At 37.1% G+C, this 20351-nt stretch carries 17 protein-coding genes and 2 riboswitches; of the genes, 15 read left to right on the top strand and 2 right to left on the bottom strand.

Annotated features, from left to right (window positions below):
• Positions 1-859: 859 nt before the first annotated feature.
• The 5 genes from ACFSCX_RS07635 to ACFSCX_RS07655 all read left to right on the top strand — a co-directional run bounded on the left by ACFSCX_RS07635 (position 860) and on the right by ACFSCX_RS07655 (position 5700).
• On the top strand, positions 860-1423 hold the full coding sequence (locus tag ACFSCX_RS07635) for a biotin transporter BioY (RefSeq protein ID WP_377927591.1): 564 nt from the start codon (positions 860-862) through the stop codon (positions 1421-1423).
• Positions 1424-1712: 289 nt separating this feature from the next.
• Entirely contained in the window at positions 1713-3125 is a 1413-nt protein-coding gene (locus tag ACFSCX_RS07640) for an AMP-binding protein (protein ID WP_377927593.1), read from the top strand.
• Positions 3122-4267, top strand: a complete 1146-nt coding sequence (locus ACFSCX_RS07645; RefSeq protein ID WP_377927594.1) for a thiolase family protein — start codon at positions 3122-3124, stop codon at positions 4265-4267. The genes ACFSCX_RS07640 and ACFSCX_RS07645 overlap by 4 nt, the downstream gene beginning before the upstream one ends.
• Before the next feature lie 35 nt (positions 4268-4302).
• Entirely contained in the window at positions 4303-5091 is a 789-nt protein-coding gene (locus tag ACFSCX_RS07650; protein ID WP_377927595.1) for an SDR family NAD(P)-dependent oxidoreductase, read from the top strand.
• Between the two features lie 12 nt (positions 5092-5103).
• Positions 5104-5700 carry a sulfite oxidase-like oxidoreductase gene (locus ACFSCX_RS07655; protein WP_377927596.1) on the top strand — a complete coding sequence of 199 codons (597 nt, stop codon included), beginning with the start codon at positions 5104-5106 and terminating at the stop codon, positions 5698-5700.
• 32 nt (positions 5701-5732) lie between these two features.
• Here ACFSCX_RS07655 and ACFSCX_RS07660 read toward each other — a convergent pair whose 3' ends face one another.
• Positions 5733-6167, bottom strand: a complete 435-nt coding sequence (locus tag ACFSCX_RS07660) for a YndM family protein (protein WP_377927597.1) — start codon at positions 6165-6167, stop codon at positions 5733-5735.
• 282 nt (positions 6168-6449) lie between these two features.
• Here ACFSCX_RS07660 and ACFSCX_RS07665 point away from each other — a divergent pair, with 282 nt between their 5' ends.
• From ACFSCX_RS07665 to ACFSCX_RS07685, 5 genes are all read left to right on the top strand, one after another.
• Complete coding sequence (locus ACFSCX_RS07665; RefSeq protein ID WP_377927598.1) at positions 6450-7010, top strand: Type 1 glutamine amidotransferase-like domain-containing protein; 561 nt, start codon at positions 6450-6452, stop codon at positions 7008-7010.
• Between the two features lie 124 nt (positions 7011-7134).
• Positions 7135-7220, top strand: a riboswitch (cyclic di-GMP riboswitch).
• 108 nt (positions 7221-7328) lie between these two features.
• A complete protein-coding gene (locus tag ACFSCX_RS07670) occupies positions 7329-7580 on the top strand; it encodes a hypothetical protein (protein ID WP_377927599.1) in 252 nt (83 codons plus the stop codon).
• Between the two features lie 359 nt (positions 7581-7939).
• Positions 7940-10048: a PAS domain S-box protein gene (locus tag ACFSCX_RS07675; protein WP_377927600.1), complete on the top strand. Its 2109-nt coding sequence runs from the start codon at positions 7940-7942 to the stop codon at positions 10046-10048.
• Positions 10049-10201: 153 nt separating this feature from the next.
• On the top strand, positions 10202-12064 hold the full coding sequence (locus tag ACFSCX_RS07680) for an S-layer homology domain-containing protein (RefSeq protein ID WP_377927601.1): 1863 nt from the start codon (positions 10202-10204) through the stop codon (positions 12062-12064).
• Between the two features lie 613 nt (positions 12065-12677).
• Positions 12678-13289, top strand: a complete 612-nt coding sequence (locus ACFSCX_RS07685; protein WP_377927602.1) for a DedA family protein — start codon at positions 12678-12680, stop codon at positions 13287-13289.
• Between the two features lie 302 nt (positions 13290-13591).
• Here ACFSCX_RS07685 and ACFSCX_RS07690 read toward each other — a convergent pair whose 3' ends face one another.
• On the bottom strand, positions 13592-14659 hold the full coding sequence (locus ACFSCX_RS07690) for a DUF3900 domain-containing protein (protein WP_377927603.1): 1068 nt from the start codon (positions 14657-14659) through the stop codon (positions 13592-13594).
• A gap of 538 nt (positions 14660-15197) precedes the next feature.
• Here ACFSCX_RS07690 and ACFSCX_RS07695 point away from each other — a divergent pair.
• The 5 genes from ACFSCX_RS07695 to ACFSCX_RS07715 all read left to right on the top strand — a co-directional run bounded on the left by ACFSCX_RS07695 (position 15198) and on the right by ACFSCX_RS07715 (position 20350).
• On the top strand, positions 15198-15347 hold the full coding sequence (locus tag ACFSCX_RS07695) for a hypothetical protein (protein WP_377927604.1): 150 nt from the start codon (positions 15198-15200) through the stop codon (positions 15345-15347).
• A gap of 314 nt (positions 15348-15661) precedes the next feature.
• Positions 15662-16342, top strand: coding sequence for an HAD family hydrolase (locus ACFSCX_RS07700; RefSeq protein ID WP_377927605.1), 681 nt, complete (start codon positions 15662-15664; stop codon positions 16340-16342).
• A 99-nt stretch (positions 16343-16441) separates the two neighbouring features.
• Positions 16442-16546, top strand: a riboswitch (SAM riboswitch).
• A 175-nt stretch (positions 16547-16721) separates the two neighbouring features.
• Positions 16722-17798 carry a sugar ABC transporter substrate-binding protein gene (locus ACFSCX_RS07705; RefSeq protein WP_377927606.1) on the top strand — a complete coding sequence of 359 codons (1077 nt, stop codon included), beginning with the start codon at positions 16722-16724 and terminating at the stop codon, positions 17796-17798.
• An 81-nt stretch (positions 17799-17879) separates the two neighbouring features.
• On the top strand, positions 17880-19370 hold the full coding sequence (locus ACFSCX_RS07710) for a sugar ABC transporter ATP-binding protein (protein ID WP_377927671.1): 1491 nt from the start codon (positions 17880-17882) through the stop codon (positions 19368-19370).
• Positions 19367-20350: an ABC transporter permease gene (locus ACFSCX_RS07715; RefSeq protein WP_377927607.1), complete on the top strand. Its 984-nt coding sequence runs from the start codon at positions 19367-19369 to the stop codon at positions 20348-20350. The genes ACFSCX_RS07710 and ACFSCX_RS07715 overlap by 4 nt, the downstream gene beginning before the upstream one ends.
• Position 20351: the final 1 nt, after the last annotated feature.

The raw sequence follows: 20351 nt of genomic DNA on the forward strand, positions 1-20351 counted from the left end.
AGTTAGTTTTACTCACCCACATCTAACCTCACAATTTGGTGATATACACATTTCTATGTATTGTCGGTTTAGACCCGTACATTCGGAAGTTTGTCAGCTTAGCCCCTTTTTATAGGCTTTATCGCATACTCACCATATTCAATCAACTCAAGCATCATGAATTACACCTCTCCTTCGAGTAGGCTTTCGTCAGCCGAACTGGTACGGTAATTTCTTACGCCTTTTCACCGAGCTTATAACATTATCATTCTTACCAACTTTAATGCTATTCAACTAAGAGAGAACCCTTCAAGGCGTTACCCTATCATTTGATTCTTCGATATAACCCTTCAGTTCCGAAAGGAACTGCCTAGTCTTTACTAGAGAAATGTTACCATCCTCCATTTAAACTAGGAACATTTCGCACAACTATACGACCCTATAGTTTAAGTGTATTATTTCACAATCTTATTAAAAGTAGGATTAACATAAATTTACAACAAAAAATCACCCTAGCTCTAAGAAAGAGAAAGATGATTTTAATCATACTTTATTTTCTACATGACCAAACTTTGTTTTATTTAAATGGTCAATCTATATTAGAAAACTACAATTAGTTTTCGATTGCTTCACTTTACTAATTGAATTGTCTCTATGAGTAAAGTTCAGCCCAAGCTAATTTTTTCATTTTTTCTTATTCTTTTCAAGCGAATATGCTTACATGATTTGTCCCATCTTCCCTCAAAAAATAAATTCCTTATATCTAAACTAACAAAAAACAACTATATGTTAACAAGTTTGTTAATTAGGTTGACATATGTGTTAGCTTTATTTATATTCATAATAGAAATAATTCTTACAAGAAGGAGTCATACATACTATGAAATTAAAAGACATGATGTACGTCGCAATGTTTGCTGCCATCGTTGCTGCACTTGGGTTATTACCACCTATTACTCTACCTTTTACGCCAGTTCCTATTACAGCACAAACGTTTGGGGTAATGTTAGCAGGAGCCGTATTAGGTGCTAGAAGAGGTGGAATGAGTCTATTAATCTTTGTTCTTTTAGTTGCCGTTGGAGCTCCTGTTTTATCAGGCGGACGAGGCGGATTAGGTATTCTAGTTGGACCGAGTGGTGGATTTGTTTTAAGCTGGCCGATAGCCGCTTTTGTAATCGGCTTTCTAGTAGAAAAATATTGGGGGAAGTTAAACCTTTCTAAAATCGTTATTTTTAATATAATCGGTGGAGTCCTAATCGTGTATGCAATCGGAATCACGTTCCAATCGATTGTAACAGATGTAGCATGGTATGTTGCTGCGTCATATTCACTTGCTTACATACCAGGTGATATTCTAAAGGCTGTATTCTCAGGCATTATTGCTCTTCAAATAAAGAAATCCTATCCAATGATCCAAAAGGATCAAGGAGCTAAAGCAGCATAAGGGTCTACCATCTTGTTTATCATATGTTCTATTAAAAAAACTAAGTAATTGCTCATGTCTTTTGACATAGTACTTGCCTAGTTTTTTTTATATATTCAGCTTACAATTAGTTTATCCCGCTCCAACTGGCGCTAAGACCCCCACTTCAAAACTTTAGATGAATCGAGAAGTTTAAGTGGGGGATAAGCGCCAGTAAGAACCCGATTGGTTCAATTAACAATCAGTGGGGGATGAGGAAAACCCCCACTGATTGAAGTTTCACTTTATCGAATTAAAGGAGATAAGTTTGATGTGTATTGGAAATAACTTCACTCAAATTATTGAAAAAGACCGACAAAAAATTGGTCTAATTTATGAAGAAAAAACGTTAAGCTACGAACAACTTGTTCAGCATATCGGTTCTATTCAACAATATTTACTAGACACACTTGGAACACAGGAGAAGACAAGGAGAATTGCCTTAAAACTTGGCAATGAACCGAGCTTTATTGAAGTATTTTTTGCATCGGTTATGCTTGGCTACAGCTGTATACCTCTTGATCCGAAGTGGACGGATGAACAGCTAGATTATGTATTGAAGAATAGTAAACCAGACCTTATTGTAACAAATGATCTATATCAAGAAATGCTCCAGGTAACATCCTGTTCATTAAGATCATTCGCGAAACTAGGTGATTTGTTTTACATAGGCTATACGTCAGGTTCTACCGGTAGACCAAAAGGATTTATGCGAAATCAACAATCATGGATCGATAGCTTCAACGGAAGTAACGAAGCGTTTCAAATATCTGAACATGATATTATTGCAGCGCCTGGTCCACTATGTCATTCGTTATCATTGTTTGCTGCTGTTTATGCTATTCATATTGGGGCTACCTTTATCTTACATAGACATTTTGAAGGGCAAGGAGTCATAGCATCTCTACAAAAATATAACGCTACTACTATGTTTGTCGTTCCAACGATGTTAAAGGCAATGTTAGATCAAAAATACGATGAAGTGTTGTCCATAGCCAAAATCTTATCATCTGGTGCTAAATGGCTTCCTACCCAAAAACAGGAGATTAGAAGATTATTCCCAAACAGTGAGCGTATTGAATTTTACGGTGCTTCCGAGACAAGCTATATTTCGTATTTAAATGAGGAAGGATTTAACCGTTATCCGAACTCAGTAGGTAAGGTTTTTCCAGGCGTAACGGTTACTATTAAAGGACAAAATGGTCATAAATTAAGAGCAAATGAGATAGGGTTGATCTTTGTAAATAGTACAATGCTATTTTCTGGTTATCTTGAAGATCAAATTGATTCGGCATTAAATGAACTTACAGTAGGAGATTTAGGATATATAAGTGAGGATGGATATCTAACATTAGTTGGAAGGCAAAAAAACATGATCATTAGTGGTGGTCTCAATATTTACCCTGAGGAAATTGAAGCTTTTCTAAAAAAACATACATGCGTTGAAGAAGCAGCAGTGGTAGGAGTTCCTGATGAATATTGGGGGGAGAAGGTGGTAGCCCTAATTAAAATAAAGAGTCGTCAAGCTCTGTCGAAAGAGGATATTGTATCGTTTTGTAAATCGGGCTTATCCTCTTATAAATGTCCAAAAGTGTTTTATTCAGTCCAAGACTTTCCTTATACGTCTAGTGGAAAGATCGCAAGAACGCAATTGGACGTCAGTATAGGGAGTGAAATTCTATGAAAAATGTAATGATTGTTGCCGCAAAACGAACACCGATAGGAAAGATAGGAGGAATACTCAAGGATATTCCACCAGAACAACTAGTTGCTGCTCTATTGCAAAATATCGTCGGAAGCTTACAGTTAAACCCACAAGAAATTGATGAGGTCATAGTAGGAAACACGATTGGCCCTGGTGGTAACCTAGCGCGTTTGTCATTATTAACCGCTGGATTTCCTTATGAGGTTCCTGGGGTTACGATAGATCGGCAGTGCGGTTCCGGTTTAGAAGCCATTAATATTGCAGCTAGACATATCCAAGCTGGTGCTGGGGACATTTATTTGGCTGGAGGGGTTGAGAGCACTAGCCTAGCTCCTTGGAAAGTCGAAAAACCATCCTCCATTTATTCGAGTCACTTACCATCTTTTTATTCAAGGGCAAAATTTTCACCAGGCACAATAGGAGATCCTGATATGGGAGTGGCAGCAGAAAATGTGGCACGAGTTTACAAGATTACGCGTGATGACCAGGATCTTTATGCTTTGAATAGTCATCAAAAAGCGGTATATGCCCAAAGAAATGGATTATTCAAAGATGAAATTGTATCCATAAATGGAATCGGAGAGGACGAATGCCCTAGACTCCATACCAGCTTAGAAGCTTTAGGTGCACTGAAGCCTGCTTTTGTGGAAAATGGGACCGTGACGGCAGGTAATGCATGTCCTATTAATGACGGGGCAGCAATGGTTCTATTGATGTCAGAAGATAAGTGTAAAGAGCTCGGCATAACACCACTAGCTCAATATATGGATTCAACAAGTGCAGGAGTGGATCCAAATTTATTAGGAATTGGACCTGTTCCCGCCGTGAAAAAGTTATTAAATAGAAACTCTCTGTCAATTCATGAAATTGACCTAGTAGAATTCAATGAAGCATTTGCTTCACAAGTTTTAGCTTCCTTACAGGAACTAGATATTCCGTTTGATCGAGTGAATAAAGGAGGAGGTGCAATTGCACTTGGACACCCGTATGGTGCTTCAGGAGCTATACTTATCACGCGATTGTGTAGTGAACTAAAAAATAGTGAACAACGATTAGGGCTAGCTACACTTGGAATAGGCGGAGGACTGGGCGTCGCTACCTTAATCAGACGGATAGAGTAATAAACATACACTCAATATAGAGAAAGGTTGTTATCATGGTTTTTAAAGACGAAGTTGTCATCGTAACTGGTTCTACGAAAGGGATAGGACGAAGTATAGCCATTCAGCTTGCGAAACTTGGTGCAGCTGTTGTAATTAACGCTAGAAATGAAGAGGATGTCAAAAAAGTCGTTCAAGAAATCATTTCATTTGGTGGTAGAGCCACTGGGGCTGCCGGAAAAGTAGAGGATATTGAAACGGGTAGAAAGCTTGTAAAAGCAGCTCACGACTGTTTTGGGCGGATTACGGTTGTAGTAAATAATGCTGGAATTATTCGAGATCGCCTTTTTATCAAGATGACCGAAAATGAATGGGATGATGTAATTTCGTGTCATTTGAGAGGAGCTTTTTGTACGACCTCAGCAGTTGTGCCATATATGATCGAGCATGGAATAAAAGGAACCATCTTAAATATGACATCAACTGCTGGTTTAGAAGGGACCGTTGGTCAAAGCAATTACAGTGCGGCAAAGTCGGGTATACTAGGATTGACATGGACGCTTTCTAAAGAGTTAAAAAAAGCGGGAATTGGAGTATTTGCTATTGCTCCTGCTGCTTTAACAGATATGACAAGACCTTATATAGAAAAGGCTGAAGAACGAGCGAGAGTCCGCATGGAACCATTGCCTGACTATTGGAAAATAGGAAGTACTGAGGATGTGGCAGCTTTTATTGCGAGATTGCTTGAAAAGCGTGAACAACTTGAATCAGGACAAATTTTTAGTGTTAATGGCAAGAAAATCGGGAAGTGGAATCCCCCAACCTATGAAGAGATTACTTTTTAGGAGGAACAAGCAATGTATTTTGGAAAATCAAAACCACAAACTTCAGGGCGTGTCCCTCCCAATCAAAACGTAACGACAACATTTCCCGTCCTACATCATGGGAATGTGCCATATTATAAAGCTGATTTATCAGACTGGAACCTCAAAATCTTTGGATTGGTTGAGTGCCCAATCACGTATACCTTTGAAAAAATACTAGACTTTCCGTCCGTAATGACAAAGAATGATATACATTGTGTGACAGGCTGGTCAAAGCTTGATAACGGATGGGAAGGTGTGTCAACGGAGATTCTTACGAAAGAGGCAAAACCATTAGCAGAAGCAAAACATGTAATCATCCATGCAGAAGAAGGCTGGACAACGAATTTGCCGATTCAGGATTTTTTACATGAGACGAGTCTTGTGGCACACTCCCACAATGGTAACAGTCTCACGCCTGAGCATGGATATCCGTTAAGGCTTGTCGTTCCACATTTATACTTTTGGAAAAGTGCAAAATGGATCAGAGCCATTGAGTTTGTTAAGGAAGACAAACCAGGTTTTTGGGAAAAGAACGGGTATCATATGTATGGGAATCCTTGGAAAGAACAAAGGTTTACGTGGGATTAAATAAATAGCCTCAGGATTTTGGGGCTATTTATTTATTTTTTATCCCTTGGATTCTGCTCTTCAGCCATCTCCATTCCATAAGCTAATCTTTCATTAAAAGCAGACCTTTGCGTTTCTTGTGCTATAGGACTTCTTCTCAACATATATCGATGAACGAATAGCTCTGAAACAGCAACAAAGCTGGCGGTAATGATACTTCCCCATGCAATTTGCAGGTAGCTATGAAGAAGAATGCTACCGAATATCCAAACAGTTACATACGCAAGGAAAAAGTCAGAAATGATAGCGTTAGCATTACCAATTCGAGGCAATAATATTTGATCACCTATAAAGTATGAAAAGACGGTAAGTAGCAAGCTAAAAGACAATATATCTACAAAGGAAGCCTCGAAAAATAAATCTAGCGCGATAGTAAAGATAAGGACACTAGAAATAAATTTCATCAAAAGTACAGGTAGATGACTCATGCTTTTCCTCCTAAAAAATTGCTTTTCTTAAACAGTATTTTTCGTTAACTATTATTGTGTTGTATTTATGTATGATTCATACTAATTTTGTTAGAATACTTTCACGTTGTATGGAAGAAAATGCTTCCGAATTATTGGAATAGGGGAAGAAGTACATACGTTTTACTACAATGAAAAATAAATAACGACAAATAGATAGGGAGACAGAAGATTGAAACGACTAATTTTATTAAGTGACCTACATCATAAACAAATAATCGAATTGCGAGGATTATTGGCAGATTGGATTACCACTTCATTCCAAAGCTGGGGTATATCACTTCACAGTCTGATTTAAGCAGAAAATACTTTAATGTGGGTCGTACCTATTTTAATGAAATCGGGTTCAAGGATATTGTATATTTTGAATTAGATGTAGAGTATACCCCTTCACTTACAAACGAATTGCTTAATAGAGAGGCAATTTTTTTGTCAGGTGGTAACACATTTATATTTTTAGAGAATATAAGAAAGCGAGGATTCATTCCACTGCTCCAAAAATATGTGGAAAATGGGGGTATTTTAATCGGTCAAAGTGCCGGCAGTATTTTAATGTCTAAGACAATTGAAATGGCAACCTTTCTCGATGAAAATGTTTCCAGACTCAATAATATTAATTCCTTACATTTAGTTGATTTTGAGTTTATGCCACATTGGGAAGGAGATTCAAGGTTGATCTCACAATTAGAAAACTTGAAAAGTCATCATCCAATATATGCTTGTAAAGATGGAGATTGGATTAGTGTAAATGGAGAAGAAGTACAACTCCATGGAGAGATCATAAAGATTGAAAAAGGATATTGAGGCCGCAGTGACACTCTCTAGCATACTTTCTAGTACTTTTTACTCGGGATAATTTAACTATTTTTGGTAGAATTTGCTGAAAATTGTTGAAGAAATATGTCTTCCGTTTTATGATTCAAGTATAATAGGTAAAAGGCAAACTTATTGAAAAATAAGGACGCAAAGCTACGAGTCTAAGGTTGAATAAGCTATGATAGTCGGGCTGCCAAAAAGAATGAACTTATCTGGTTAATTGGAACCAATCACCGGTAAAGTCCACTAATCTTTTTGGTGGGCTTTTTTACATAACATATTTTTTTCATAAAGGTGGGAGCAATTATGACGGTTTTGTTTGGCTCAATTGAATACTTTCAAAGTGAAATTATTTCCTTCATTAATGGTAATGGTGTAAATGAAATAGAGGAGGATAAGCTTTCAATATTATTAAATAGGTTGCAAAATGAAATATTTTCTGATTTTATATGTGAAGAAAATATTCGATCAGAATGTATGCGAAACCTGTCAATTGCTTTTGAAAGGTTACTACATAAACAAGATATTTGTGTAGGTAGGTTATCTCGCTCTAACTAGCGCTAAGACCCCCACTTCCTGTGGCAACGTCTGTGAGACTCACATCTACAATCAGTGGAGGATGAGGAAAACCTCCAATGATGGAAGTTTCATACTATGAAACTTCCAAATAATTGAAAAGAATAATAAGGTAGAGTATAGTTAAGATGGACAGTGAGAGTGATGCTCATTTCTATACAGATTATGTTCAAACAAATGAATAAAGCTATTGTGCACAGATGAACTAAACAATAGAAGTGTTAGTCATAAGGCCAAACAAAGTGTAAGGTGTATCTCTAATCTTATATTTGTTGTGGCCTTTTTAGCGTCTCCGTAATACGAACAGAAAATACTATTGGTTGTAGAAGGGATAAGAGAAAATGAATACCAACTTTACTGACGATTTAAGGGATGCTCTTTTCGTCTTGGATAATAATTGGAATTTTATTTACATAAACCAGGCTGGTGAAGAATTACTGTCTCGAAAAAAGGCTGACCTCATTGGAAAACTAGTATGGGATGAATTTGAGGAAACCGTTGACTCAACATTTTTTCATCAATATCATCGAGCTGTAAATGAAGGTATTACTGTTGAGTTTGAAGAGTACTATCCACCGCTAAATGAATGGTTTGATGTAAGGGCCTATCCGAATAATGAAGGATTGGTCGTACATTTTCGTAGTATAAGTAAAGCAAAGAAAGCGTTACTGAAGACAGAACAACATTACGAATCATTATTTACTTTTCACCCGGATGCGGTTTATTCATTTGACTTAAACGGAAACTATCTTTCGGTCAATAAGAGTTTTGAGAAATTATTTGGTTATTCAAAGCAAGAGGCTCTAAAGATGGACTACAGAATTCTGCTTTCTACTGAGGATAAAGAGAGTGTAGATTATTTTTTTCAGCAAGCTTCTAGAGGTTACCCTCAAAGCTATGAAGTTACATGTCTGACAAAAGATGGGGATCAAGTAGAAGTTGCTGTGACTAATCTACCTATAGTCGTAGATCAAGAGATAATCGGGGTTTACGGAATTGCTAAAGATATAACCGATCGTAAGCTTATTGAACAAGAGCGACAAGAAAGAGAAGCAAGGTTAAATCAAGCATTAACCATTGCAAAGCTCATAAGCTGGGAGTTGGAGCTGAAAAATAATTATTTTTATTGGGAGGATAACGTTTCTACAATAATTGGAAGACAATTGAAGGTAACGAAACTGAAGTTTCTTGACTTCCTTCAAATCGTTGAAGAAACTGATATAGAAAAGGTAAAAGATCATTTTACAAGAGCAACAGAAGGAGAATCGTTAAACTGTCAGTGCCGAATAAGGCTAGATAACGGGGATATTAGGTTTGTAGAAATCACAGGAGAAACATTAGTAAATGAAGAGGGACGAATAACGAAAATTGTTGGTATTATCAAGGATGTAACAGAAAGAAAAAAAGAACAGGAACAACTCGAAAAAAGTGAAGAATTATACCGGGTTATTTCTGAAAATTCACAAGATGTTATTACATATAGTTCTCCTGATGGAACGTTAACCTATTTGTCACCAGCCATTCGCTCATTGTTAGGGTATGAGGTAGATGAACTATTAGGAAGAAGAGGTATTGAGTTTGTTCACCCAGAAGATAAAAAAGATGCAGAAAAAAGGTTATTAAAGGATCAAGAAGTCATTACAGTACGTTATAAGCATAAGGAAGGCCATTACGTATGGATTGAACGTTCTAGTAAGTTAATAAAAAATAAATCAGGGGAAATCGAAAAAATATTAGCAATCGGTAGAGATGTGACAGAGAGAGTAAGGGCGAGGGAGCTCATGATAAAATCAGAGAAGTTGACTTTAGCGGGACAACTTGCTGCTGGTATTGCCCATGAAATTCGTAATCCTTTAACTGCTATAAAGGGTTTTCTACATCTAATAAACGCGGGGGTCGAATTGAAGAATGTATATCTAGATGTTATGTCTTCAGAGATATCTCGAATCGAAGCCATCTTGAGTGAATTGTTACTATTAGCAAAGCCTTCTGACCTACAATTAAAAAAAAGAGAGCTTCATTCCATCTTGAACCAGGTCATAACACTTTTAGAGACGGAAGCAAACTTAATGGATATTGTATTCGATAAAAAATTCACTTCGAATGAAATCGCATTATTCTGTGATGAAAATCAATTAAAGCAAGTATGTATAAATTTTATCAAAAATGCGATAGAGGCTATGCCAAGTGGCGGGCGGGTTGAAATACGAACCGCAGTAGAGGGAGAGAGAGCAATTATTTCGTTTTCAGATACAGGTTGCGGGATACCAGAGGAGCAATTAAACAAACTCGGTCAACCGTTTTTTACTACAAAGGAAAAAGGGACAGGACTTGGATTTGCAGTAAGTAACAGTATTATTGAACGATTAAACGGAACTATAGACATTGCAAGTGAAGAAAATGTAGGGACTACGATAACCGTTAGACTTCCCGTTTTAGAGGATGAATAATGACTGTTAGAATATTGTGCATATGAATTTGTTAGTGAAAATTGTAAGGGTCATATAGTTATTATTTACCAATTATCGATAATAATCCCTAAAATCTCACAATTTTTGTTATCATATGTTAATAGATACATAGAGCATGCAGGAGGGATTATGGTGGTTGGTTTTAGAAAATTGTTAGTGCTTGTACTATTATTTGTATTGGGTGTCAGTGGTCAAAGTGTGCTTGCTACAAGTACTTTTAAAGATGTTCCAATCGATCATTGGGCAAAAGAAGAAATTGATTTTTTAAGTGGGAAGCAAGTAATCAAAGGCTACGAGGATGGACGATTTGGTCCTGAAAATACGTTAAACCGAGCACATGTAGCGTTAATGATTTTCCGTGAGAGACAATTTACAGCTTCTATTGATACGGGCGTTACGTTTCATGATATGAATAAAGGAACAACAGATGAAGAGCTATACAATGCGGTGCATACTTTATATAAGAAAGGGATAATAAATCACTTAATCAAAGATGGTAAATTCGAGCCATACAAAGAGATTACGAGAGCTGAAATGGCCTCCATCCTCGTTAAAGCATATGGGCTGATTAATACCATTGATGTACCGAAAGCGTTCAATGATGTACCCAATACTTACTGGGCCTATTCAGATATTCAAACCCTGTATGTGAACGGAATCACAACTGGAACGGCTAATGGTGGATTTACTCCCGAAGGTTCCTTAACAAGATCACAATTTTCAGCGTTTATATCTCGAGTTCTAGATGAAAAGTTTGTGACAATGACGTACCAAACTGGAAACGTAACTGGAAATCAAGTGGTTATAAATCAACCTTCTTATGCTTCATTGCTGGAGGCAATGGACGTGGTAAAGCAGGATGGAACAGAGGTAATTTTACAAAATAATCGTATCGTATGGGTAAAAGAAGGTGCAGCAAGAGGAATTGGAAAAGATGTTCTTGAAATATTTCTTGACCAAACACTATCAAAAAAACACACATACATTCCACCTGGATATGAAATGGAACTCCTAAGTATTCACTTAAATGTAGCAAAGATAAGAATTAGTGGGTTAGAAGGATATGTCTCGACTGATAAACTTCAATTAATTCCGTCATCTTTAGTGAAGGGTAGTAACTACTATCAAGTGGAAGATGGAGATTTAAAGCTGTTTGTGTATCAGAATGGGCAATATTACAAGAACTTCTTCGGAGAACCATTACAGGGAATGAGTGAAGGAGATATCCTGTATAGTCGTGATGGGATTCATTTTGAAAATGGCCAGATCGCTTATCAATATTTTCAGTTTTTACCGTTGCGCGTGAAAACGGGCTATACGGGTGAACAGTTAGATCAGTATGTAGCGATGGGCGACAGTGATAGTCCACTGATTGGTATGGGTGATGTATTTAAAAAAGCAGAAGAAGAATATAATGTAAATGCTATGTATATGTTAGCCCATGCTATCCTTGAAAGCGATTGGGGCGAAAGCAGAATTGCACGAGAGAAAAATAATCTGTTTGGCTTAGGAGCCATTGATGCAGATCCAGGAGTAACCGCAAAATCATTCACTTCTCTCGAAGAATGCATTATGTATTTTGCCAAATATATTTCTGAAAAGTACTTAACACCTGGCGATGGAAGCTACGGTTTATATCATGGAGCATTTCTAGGAAATAAGCATAGCGGCTTAAACGTAATGTATGCCTCTGACCCATATTGGGGTCAAAAAATTGCCGGAAGAATGTACCGTATTGATAAGTTACTTGGAGGACAGGAACGTAACAAGTATCAATTGGCACTTGTTAATTCTACCGAGGGTTATTTGTTTGTTCGACCTACAGCTAGTACAAATATCGCATCTATTTATAGATATCACCGAAATGGGATGGCCATGGCAATCACAACAGAAAATGTGAACGGTACTGTATGGCACCAAATTATTTCTGAAGACCCTAACTATACAGATGCATTTGTTCATGGTGATTATGTTAAGTTCATTACTTCACCTTAAAAGCAATCCTCGGATTGCTTAGGTTGTGGAGAAAGTTCTCCATAGTCTTTTATCTCATTGGTTTCTAAGACTTTTGAACAGAATGTCTCCATTAACAGGAATTATATGGACATTTTAACGTGGATTAACGTATGAAATGTTCATGAACAGAGGTTATTCGACATTTTAATGTAGTTTGAGGTGTGAAATGTTCATGAACAGGAGTTATTCAACATTTTAACGTGGTTTGACGTGTGAAATATTCATGAACAGGGGTTATTCGACATTTTAACGTGGTTTGAGGTGTGAAATGTTCATGAACAGAGCTGGACATACTAAAAAATCTTTTGAGAAGGTTTTTCAACAAGCAAAGCAATCCTCGGATTGCTTTTTCTTTTTGATTATTTAAGGAAAATGTTGTTCCAGAATCTGTATTTGTACACTAATGTATTCTTCTCTTCAAATAAAAGTAAGCATGTATTGTACAAGCAGAACATATTTTTAGTATGGAAACGTTATAGATTATTCATAAAATCTTAATATAGGATTGTCTTTATAATTGCAGTAAAAGCCTGTAAAATAAAAGAGGGTCGTTCAAGTGACAAAGAAAATGTAATACATAAGGAGTGCTTAAATGGAAAATTGGATTACGGAAATTATGGAGACTTATGGATACGTTGGAATCCTCCTGTTAATTGCATTAGAAAATCTATTTCCTCCGATTCCCTCTGAAGTAATCTTGACATTCGGTGGATTTATGACGACTAAAACGGAAATGACAATTACCGGGGTCGTAATCTTTTCAACAATTGGTTCTGTATTAGGTGCCATTATATTATTTGGAATTGGTTTACTTATTGATGTGGAGCGATTAGAAAAAATTATAGATAGATGGGGTCATATCTTACGTTTAACGAAAAAGGATATACATAAAGCAGATGCATGGTTTGATAAATATGGGGTTTGGACCGTGTTCTTTTGCAGAATGATTCCGCTAATAAGAAGTCTTATTTCGATTCCAGCAGGTATGTCAAACATGAATTTTTTTATATTCCTTATTTTCACCACACTTGGAACACTAATTTGGAATATTGCTTTAGTGAATATAGGAGCAGCAGTTGGAGCTTCATGGGAAGACATCGTTCATTATATGGACATCTATTCAAACATTGTCTATGTAATCCTAGCTCTTTTGTTCATTTGGATTGTCATACTATATTTAAAAAAGAGAGCAAAAACTAGATAAATTGTAAAGGGATCTCGTTTAAGTAGAGATCCCTTTTACTATGCCAATATGTAGATCGCTTACCTGATCGAAAGTTGTCCTATGACCGAGGTATATACAAGCGAAATGGTCCAACAACTCGGGTAAGTTCGTGCTGGAATCGTCAATACAGGTCGAATCTGTGAATATACCGGTCAAATACGTGCAATTACGGGTCAAACAGTGACATCTATGCCGAACTAGGTGTAACTACTGGGCACCAAAATGCAAGTACCGCCCAAACAACCAAAATTGAAAGACAATAAAGATCGGTGGACCGACCTTTATTTTTGCCCTTTTGATTCAATCCGCTCAATTACAGAATGCAAATCATCCGGTTTTAATAACTCAAGTGGGGTAAATCCTTTCTCGAATAAAATAGAGTCTCCTTCAAGGACAACAACATAACGACCATTGACCTTTGCAATATGAATCGTTTCTCCGAAATCAGCAAGTAGGGCTTTTACTTGCATTGAATCTAACTTAAAGCTTAAATCTACTTCTGGTGTGTGCTCAATAATTTGAGAAGCAGCCTCGATAACTTGGTCACTAGTAAATCGTTCTTGTAGCTCACGCTTTGGACTAGATGCCCAAACCTCCATTGCATTTTCAAAGTTTTGGCGAGACTCACTTTCTGGTTCATACGTTTCCTCGATATGCTGTTGAACCATTCCAAGAACCTGTGTCTTTACAATTTCGGGCATTGATTGTCCATATTCCACATACTTCAAGAAATCCTCAAAATAACGAGCGTGTGAGGACTGGTGAATCTTTAACTCTCGTTCCTCTAGCATTCCTTCTTCAGGCATATAGGGGTATTGAATGGACTTCATATTTTTTGTTGTAATGGCCATTTCGACATTTCGAATAAGTGTAGACTCATCTGATATCGAAGCTACCTTTGGCTCAAAGTCACATTTCATGATAAATACAAATGGATCATCGAAATATTTTCTTAGTTTGGCAGTGGCTATAATAAATACGCCTTCTCGAACAGCGCTTGTTTCAATATAAGCTCGTGCAAATTTTTCATTTTCGTCCTTAAATTTTTCCTTCGTCTCTGCAAAGCGAACACGATTAAATAGATTGTAATTAGGATTTGAATCTAATTCATGCCCTTCAGCAGTAATAAAGTAGCCTACCTTTGTTGGAACTAGTTCGGTTTTAGGATGGCGTTCCACTTTTCGCTTTACAATCTTTGTTAGCTCTCCATCAAGAAAATCCTTCAAGGCATTTTTCTCATAACTAGATTCATCTAATGTTTGAAAATGTTTATAGCTTTTTTGGGCATGTTCACCGCTGCCCTCTACTTTTATGACATAAAATGATAGATACAATATTTGAAAGTCCAATTCCTTCACCTAAATCCCGTAATTATTATTTCTATGTATGAAAAGAAAAAAAGACACCAAAGGTGTCTTTTTGCGTATTGAGGCGAAAGACTGCACGCCACATCGTGCATTTAACCTAAAAGGTATGTCCGTCGACTTACACAATTCAGCTCATCGCTCTATTAGAATAGCATGGAAATAAGTAAAATAGCAATTCAATTATATTGGAAAAATAGGGAATCATTTAAAATTATCATAAGAGCTGATCTAATTATGACGAAAGTATAAAAGTTTTTAGCAAGAGAATGGGCTAGTGACTTGGAACCCAGCTCCATCACCCTGCCACTCGAGGGAGAAAGAAAAATCACTTTTTCCTTGGTCAAATAACCCTAAATGAGTAAAAGGGGAAAGCACCCTTTTTCTCATTTAGGAACATTTGCTATTCCTGAGGCTAAACGGGGGCTTGCGCCTTTTGTTCCTAGACCCCCATAAATACAGGCTTACTATCGAAAGTTATTGCATTGAGACATAAATCAGATGGATTATAAGGAGGCTCACCGTGAAGTTCTTTTGGCGTGATATAGATCAACTTCTCGACGATACAACAGATATAGCTAAAGAATGTTCATGTTTTATGATGAAAGAAATTGATATTGACCAATTACTCAAACACACTGAACATTGGATGGAATATTCTTATCAAGATTAGACTACAGGAAGCAATGCTTTCCTGTGGTTTTTTTAAGTTAAGAAAGTTTCTGGTGTTTAGTTTATACAATGTTACTGCTAAATCTAGCTCCAGCTCCCAAGTGGGTAAGGTAACAACTTTAAAAAATTCTTATGATTTGGAAGCAGCCTTTTCTTCAATATTAAGATAGTATAAAAGTCTTCATTGATACTTGTTTCAAATAGGTCCGTACATTACCTAATGATATGTGAGATGTCTATCTAAACTAGAAGTTTATATACATAGTATAATTAACAGTAATAGGGTATTATTGGTAGAAAAGCGAGGGATTTAACGTGAGTACATATAAGATTGTTTTATTTGACTTGGACGGCACACTTTCTGATCCGAAGGTTGGGATTACAAAATCGGTTCAATATGCCCTAAATAAACTAGGTATAAATGAACCGAATTTAAATAGACTAGACTGCTTCATTGGTCCTCCCCTGCAAGAAACCTTTTCTAGTAAATATGGTTTCAATGAACATCAAACAAAACTTGCAATTGAATTTTATCGGGAAAGATTCAAAGAAAAAGGGATGTATGAGAATACATTGTACCCGCAAATTCCTTCTCTGTTATCAGAGCTTAAAAATAACGGAGTCATTTTAGTAGTTGCTACATCCAAACCAACAGTCTTCTCAAACCAAATTCTAGATTATTTTACTATTCGGGACTATTTTAAGTTAGTTGTAGGAAGTAATCTAGATGGTACTCGCAGTGCTAAAACTGAAATTATTGAATATATCGTGCAACAGTTAAATGTCTCATCATATTCAGATGTAGTAATGATTGGTGATCGTATGCATGATATTATCGGGGCAAAAAACGTAGGAGTCGATTCAATCGGTGTAACGTATGGGTATGGATCAGAAGACGAATTAAAAAAGTGTACTCCTACTTACATCGTTCATCATGTGGAAGAGTTAAGAAAACTATTAGTTTCGGGCGTTATGGTATCGAACGAAAAACAATAACCAGCAAAAAATTCAAATTATTTAAATTTCTTTATTGACAAAGTGGTGCAAACATTTTATTATGCTAATTAATCACAAAAAAAAATAAAGCGAAAACAACTCTTATCAAGAGATGGCTGAGGGACTGGCCCGATGATGCCCGGCAACCTACCGTTTACGGAAAGGTGCTAACTCCTGCAGGAAGGAATTCCTGATAGATGAGAGGTTGCCGAAATCCTTGTATTTGGTAAGCCTCTTTTCTATGGAAAAGAGGCTTTTTAGCGTCCATGATTTAAGATTGGAAAGTTTTCATCGGGAAGGAAGGGGAGGAAATTAGGAAGTATTGTACACTTAAACTTTAATGCGTTAATTTGATAATAAGAGAAAAGGGGTAAGGGGAATGAAACATAGAAAGAGTCTGATTTATACATTACTTTTAACTGTATTGCTAGGTCTTTTATCAGCATGTAGCTCTTCGAATACATCAACAGACACAAAAATAAGTGGGGACCAAGAGCAGAATTCGTTACATAATAAACGAATTGCGCTTATCATGCAAATTAATTTAGGGACATTTTCTTCCCAATACATATCGGGAGTAAAGGATCAAGTTGAGAAGCTTGGCGGGGAAGTAACTGTCTTTACAGCCGATGGTGATTTAGCGAAAATGGCCTCCAATCTAGATGCAGCCATTAACCAAAAATTTGATGGAATTTTAATTGATCATGGTACGAAGGAAGCTCTTGAAAGTGGTGTTAAGAGAGCGTCTGAAAAAGGAATACCAGTTGTTGTGTTTGATGCAGATATCGTAGTGGATGGTGTGACGGTATTAGAGCAAGGTGATCAAAAGATGGCTGAGATGACTTTGGAAAAACTTGCACAAGATGCTGGAGAAACAGGAAATATCGTAAAAATTTGGGTGGCTGGCTTTGCCCCAATGGAGCGTCGTCAAGTTGCATATAAAGAGTTTTTAGAAAAATATTCAAATATTAATGAAATCGCAGCTTTTGGTGCTGCGACTGCCAACACCGCTTTAGATACACAGGCACAAATGGAAGCAATATTAAAACAATATCCGAATAAAGGTGATATTACAGCGGTTTGGGCAGCATGGGATGAGTTTGCAAAAGGTGCCGTTAGAGCAATCCAGCAAGCGGGACGGACTGAAATTAAAGTATATGGAATCGATTTAAGTGATGAAGACTTGCAAATGATTCAAGATCCTAATAGTCCATGGGTTGCTTCTGCAGCTGTTGATCCAACAGATATTGGTCGTATTCAAGTACGTTATTTATACCAAAAGATACATGGTGATGATACGCCAGAGAAGGTTATTCTAGAGCCGGTGTTTGTTGAGCGTACACAGCTTCCAAGTGAGAATATTACGACAGACCAGCTGCATGAACATGTAGAAGGATGGGGAAATAGTCTGCAAGGGTATACAGACTATATTAAAGAGCTTGAGAGCAGTAAATAAGAATATAAGAAGTCCAGTCGAAATAACGATTGGACTTCCTGTTATGAAGGAGAGTGATTGTTTGTGGGGAACGTACTAGAAATGAAACAAATGAATAAATCTTTTTCATCAGTACCTGCATTAAAAAATGTTCACTTTTCTATTAAAAAAGGTGAAATCCATGCGTTGCTGGGTGCAAACGGGGCAGGAAAAAGTACACTAATGAAAATCCTGTCTGGTGCTTATACAGCTGATAGTGGTGATATTTTCATAGACGATAAACCTGTAAAAATGAATAATCCTAAACAAGCAAAAGAACTGGGCATTCAATGTGTGTATCAAGAGGTAGATGTAGCCTTAGTTCCTCATCTAACCGTGGCAGAGAATATACTGTTAGATCGGCAAACAGACCGAAATCGAAAGCTATGGATATCTTGGAAGAAATTTTATCATGAAGCAGAGGAAATTATAAAGAGGCTTGGATTTTCCTTATCTGTTAAGAAAAAGGTTGAAGATTTATCGCTAGCTGAAAAACAGTTAGTTTTAATTGCTAGAGCCATAAAGGAGCAGGCGAAAATTGTTATTTTTGATGAACCAACCGCGCCGTTAAGCGCAGATGAATCAGAACGACTGTTTACCATTATGAAAACATTACGAGATACAGGTGTTGGTTGTATCTTTATATCGCACCGACTTCCAGAAGTATTCCAAATATGTGATCAAATCTCCGTAATGCGTGATGGAGAGAAGGTTGTGACAATTCCTACTTCTAGCACAACAATTGATGAAGTAATTGAGAACATGTTAGGAAAGAGCCTTGAAGAAGAATTTCCAATCATTCATTCAAATCCTGGGAAATCATTACTTACTGTGTCTAATCTTTCAGGTGAAAAGGTAAAAGAAGTCAATCTACATGTTCGTGAAGGGGAAATTGTTGGTATTGTAGGGTTAGTTGGTGCTGGGAAAACAGAGCTCTCTAAGGCGATATACGGGGCTTACTCCACATATACTGGAGAGATATTCAAGGGGAATAAAAAATTATCAATTGTCCACCCATTACAAGCCATTCAAAATGGAATTGTTCTCGTACCTGAAGAAAGAAGAAAAGAAGGAATTTTAGTAGAGGAGTCCATTAACACAAATTTGTCACTCCCCATACTGTCTAAGATGACCAAACTAGGCTTTATTAGTAGAGGGTTAGAATTAAGGCATGCGAAAAGTATGATTAACCAGCTAAAAATTAAAACAACGAATTCCTATGAGGTAGTAGGTCACTTAAGTGGTGGAAATCAACAAAAAGTTGCTGTTGGCAAGTGGTTAAAAACGGATGCAGCTGTGTACATGTTTGATGAGCCTACAAAGGGTGTTGACATAGGGGCGAAGAGTGAGATTTACAGATTAATAGGAGAACTTGCTGGTAAACAAAAGGGAATCTTGTATTTCACAAGTGAAATTGCAGAAGTATTAGGAATTGCTAGTCGTATTTATATTATGTGTGATGGAAAAATTGTAAAGGAATTACTACGTGAGGAAGCTAGTCAAGAGGAAATTATGTATTATGCAAGCGGTGGAGAGGAGGAACACACAGCATGAAAGAAAAAATGATGTCGTTCTCATTTAAATATGGAGCCATCCTCGTGATATTGGCAGTAATCGTATTTTTCTCAATCGTGAACGAATACTTTTTTACGTATGATAATATTGCGGATATCCTCAGATCCATCTCAATTGTAACACTAGTAGCAATAGGAGTTACTTTCTCGCTTATTGTAGATGGATTTGACTTATCCGTTGGCTCAACCGTATCGATTACAACTGTTTTTGTCGCAACCTTAATGGTGTGGTATCAATATCCACTATGGTTGGTGTTCATTGGGCCTCTATTCGTCGGTGGCCTCATTGGACTGTTTAATGCTCTCCTCATCGTAAAAATTAGGATTCCGGATTTGCTTGCTACATTAGGTACCATGTACATTATTAGTGGAATTCATCGCACCTATACAAAAGGTTATTCCATCTATAACCAAATGCCTTTAGAGGATGGAAAGGCCGCACCTGGATCATTTTATGAATCCTTTTTATGGATTGGACAAGGACGACTTCTAGGGATCCCAGTGCCAGTTATAATTATGGTACTTGCTGTAGGTGCCGTTCATATTTTCCTGAATTATACGAGGTGGGGACGCCTTTTGTACATTACTGGTGGAAACCGTGAAGCTGCTCGATTGTCTGGTATTCAAGTAAACAAAATACGAACAATTGCCTATGTATTGTCAGGGGCTTTTGCGGCACTAGGTGGTATCTTATTCGCTGCAAGAGTTGGCTCGGGGCAAATTGATGCAGGGGCACCACTATTAATGGAATCTGTTGCTGCTGTCTTTGTTGGCTATTCTGTATTTGGAGCGGGTAAGCCGAATGTAATCGGAACTTTTTTTGGAGCAGTTCTAATCGGAGTGTTGCTGAATGGGTTAACCATGCTAAACTTCCCTTACTATACATTCGAAATCATTAAGGGAACAGTTCTCGTATTAGCACTAGCAGTTACATTCATACATTTAAGAAGAAAAGTGTAAA

Origin of the sequence: Bacillus salitolerans, from assembly GCF_042680805.1 — a bacterium.
Taxonomy (GTDB): domain Bacteria; phylum Bacillota; class Bacilli; order Bacillales; family SA4; genus Bacillus_CJ; species Bacillus_CJ salitolerans.

Bases quoted from the DNA above. Each gene is read 5' to 3' on its own strand.
- ACFSCX_RS07635 (WP_377927591.1), top strand. From the start codon at position 860: ATGAAATTAAAAGACATGATGTACGTCGCAATGTTTGCTGCCATCGTT.
- ACFSCX_RS07640 (WP_377927593.1), top strand. From the start codon at position 1,713: ATGTGTATTGGAAATAACTTCACTCAAATTATTGAAAAAGACCGACAA.
- ACFSCX_RS07645 (WP_377927594.1), top strand. From the start codon at position 3,122: ATGAAAAATGTAATGATTGTTGCCGCAAAACGAACACCGATAGGAAAG.
- ACFSCX_RS07650 (WP_377927595.1), top strand. From the start codon at position 4,303: ATGGTTTTTAAAGACGAAGTTGTCATCGTAACTGGTTCTACGAAAGGG.
- ACFSCX_RS07655 (WP_377927596.1), top strand. From the start codon at position 5,104: ATGTATTTTGGAAAATCAAAACCACAAACTTCAGGGCGTGTCCCTCCC.
- ACFSCX_RS07660 (WP_377927597.1), bottom strand. From the start codon at position 6,167: ATGAGTCATCTACCTGTACTTTTGATGAAATTTATTTCTAGTGTCCTT.
- ACFSCX_RS07670 (WP_377927599.1), top strand. From the start codon at position 7,329: ATGACGGTTTTGTTTGGCTCAATTGAATACTTTCAAAGTGAAATTATT.
- ACFSCX_RS07675 (WP_377927600.1), top strand. From the start codon at position 7,940: ATGAATACCAACTTTACTGACGATTTAAGGGATGCTCTTTTCGTCTTG.
- ACFSCX_RS07685 (WP_377927602.1), top strand. From the start codon at position 12,678: ATGGAAAATTGGATTACGGAAATTATGGAGACTTATGGATACGTTGGA.
- ACFSCX_RS07705 (WP_377927606.1), top strand. From the start codon at position 16,722: ATGAAACATAGAAAGAGTCTGATTTATACATTACTTTTAACTGTATTG.
- ACFSCX_RS07710 (WP_377927671.1), top strand. From the start codon at position 17,880: ATGAAACAAATGAATAAATCTTTTTCATCAGTACCTGCATTAAAAAAT.
- ACFSCX_RS07715 (WP_377927607.1), top strand. From the start codon at position 19,367: ATGAAAGAAAAAATGATGTCGTTCTCATTTAAATATGGAGCCATCCTC.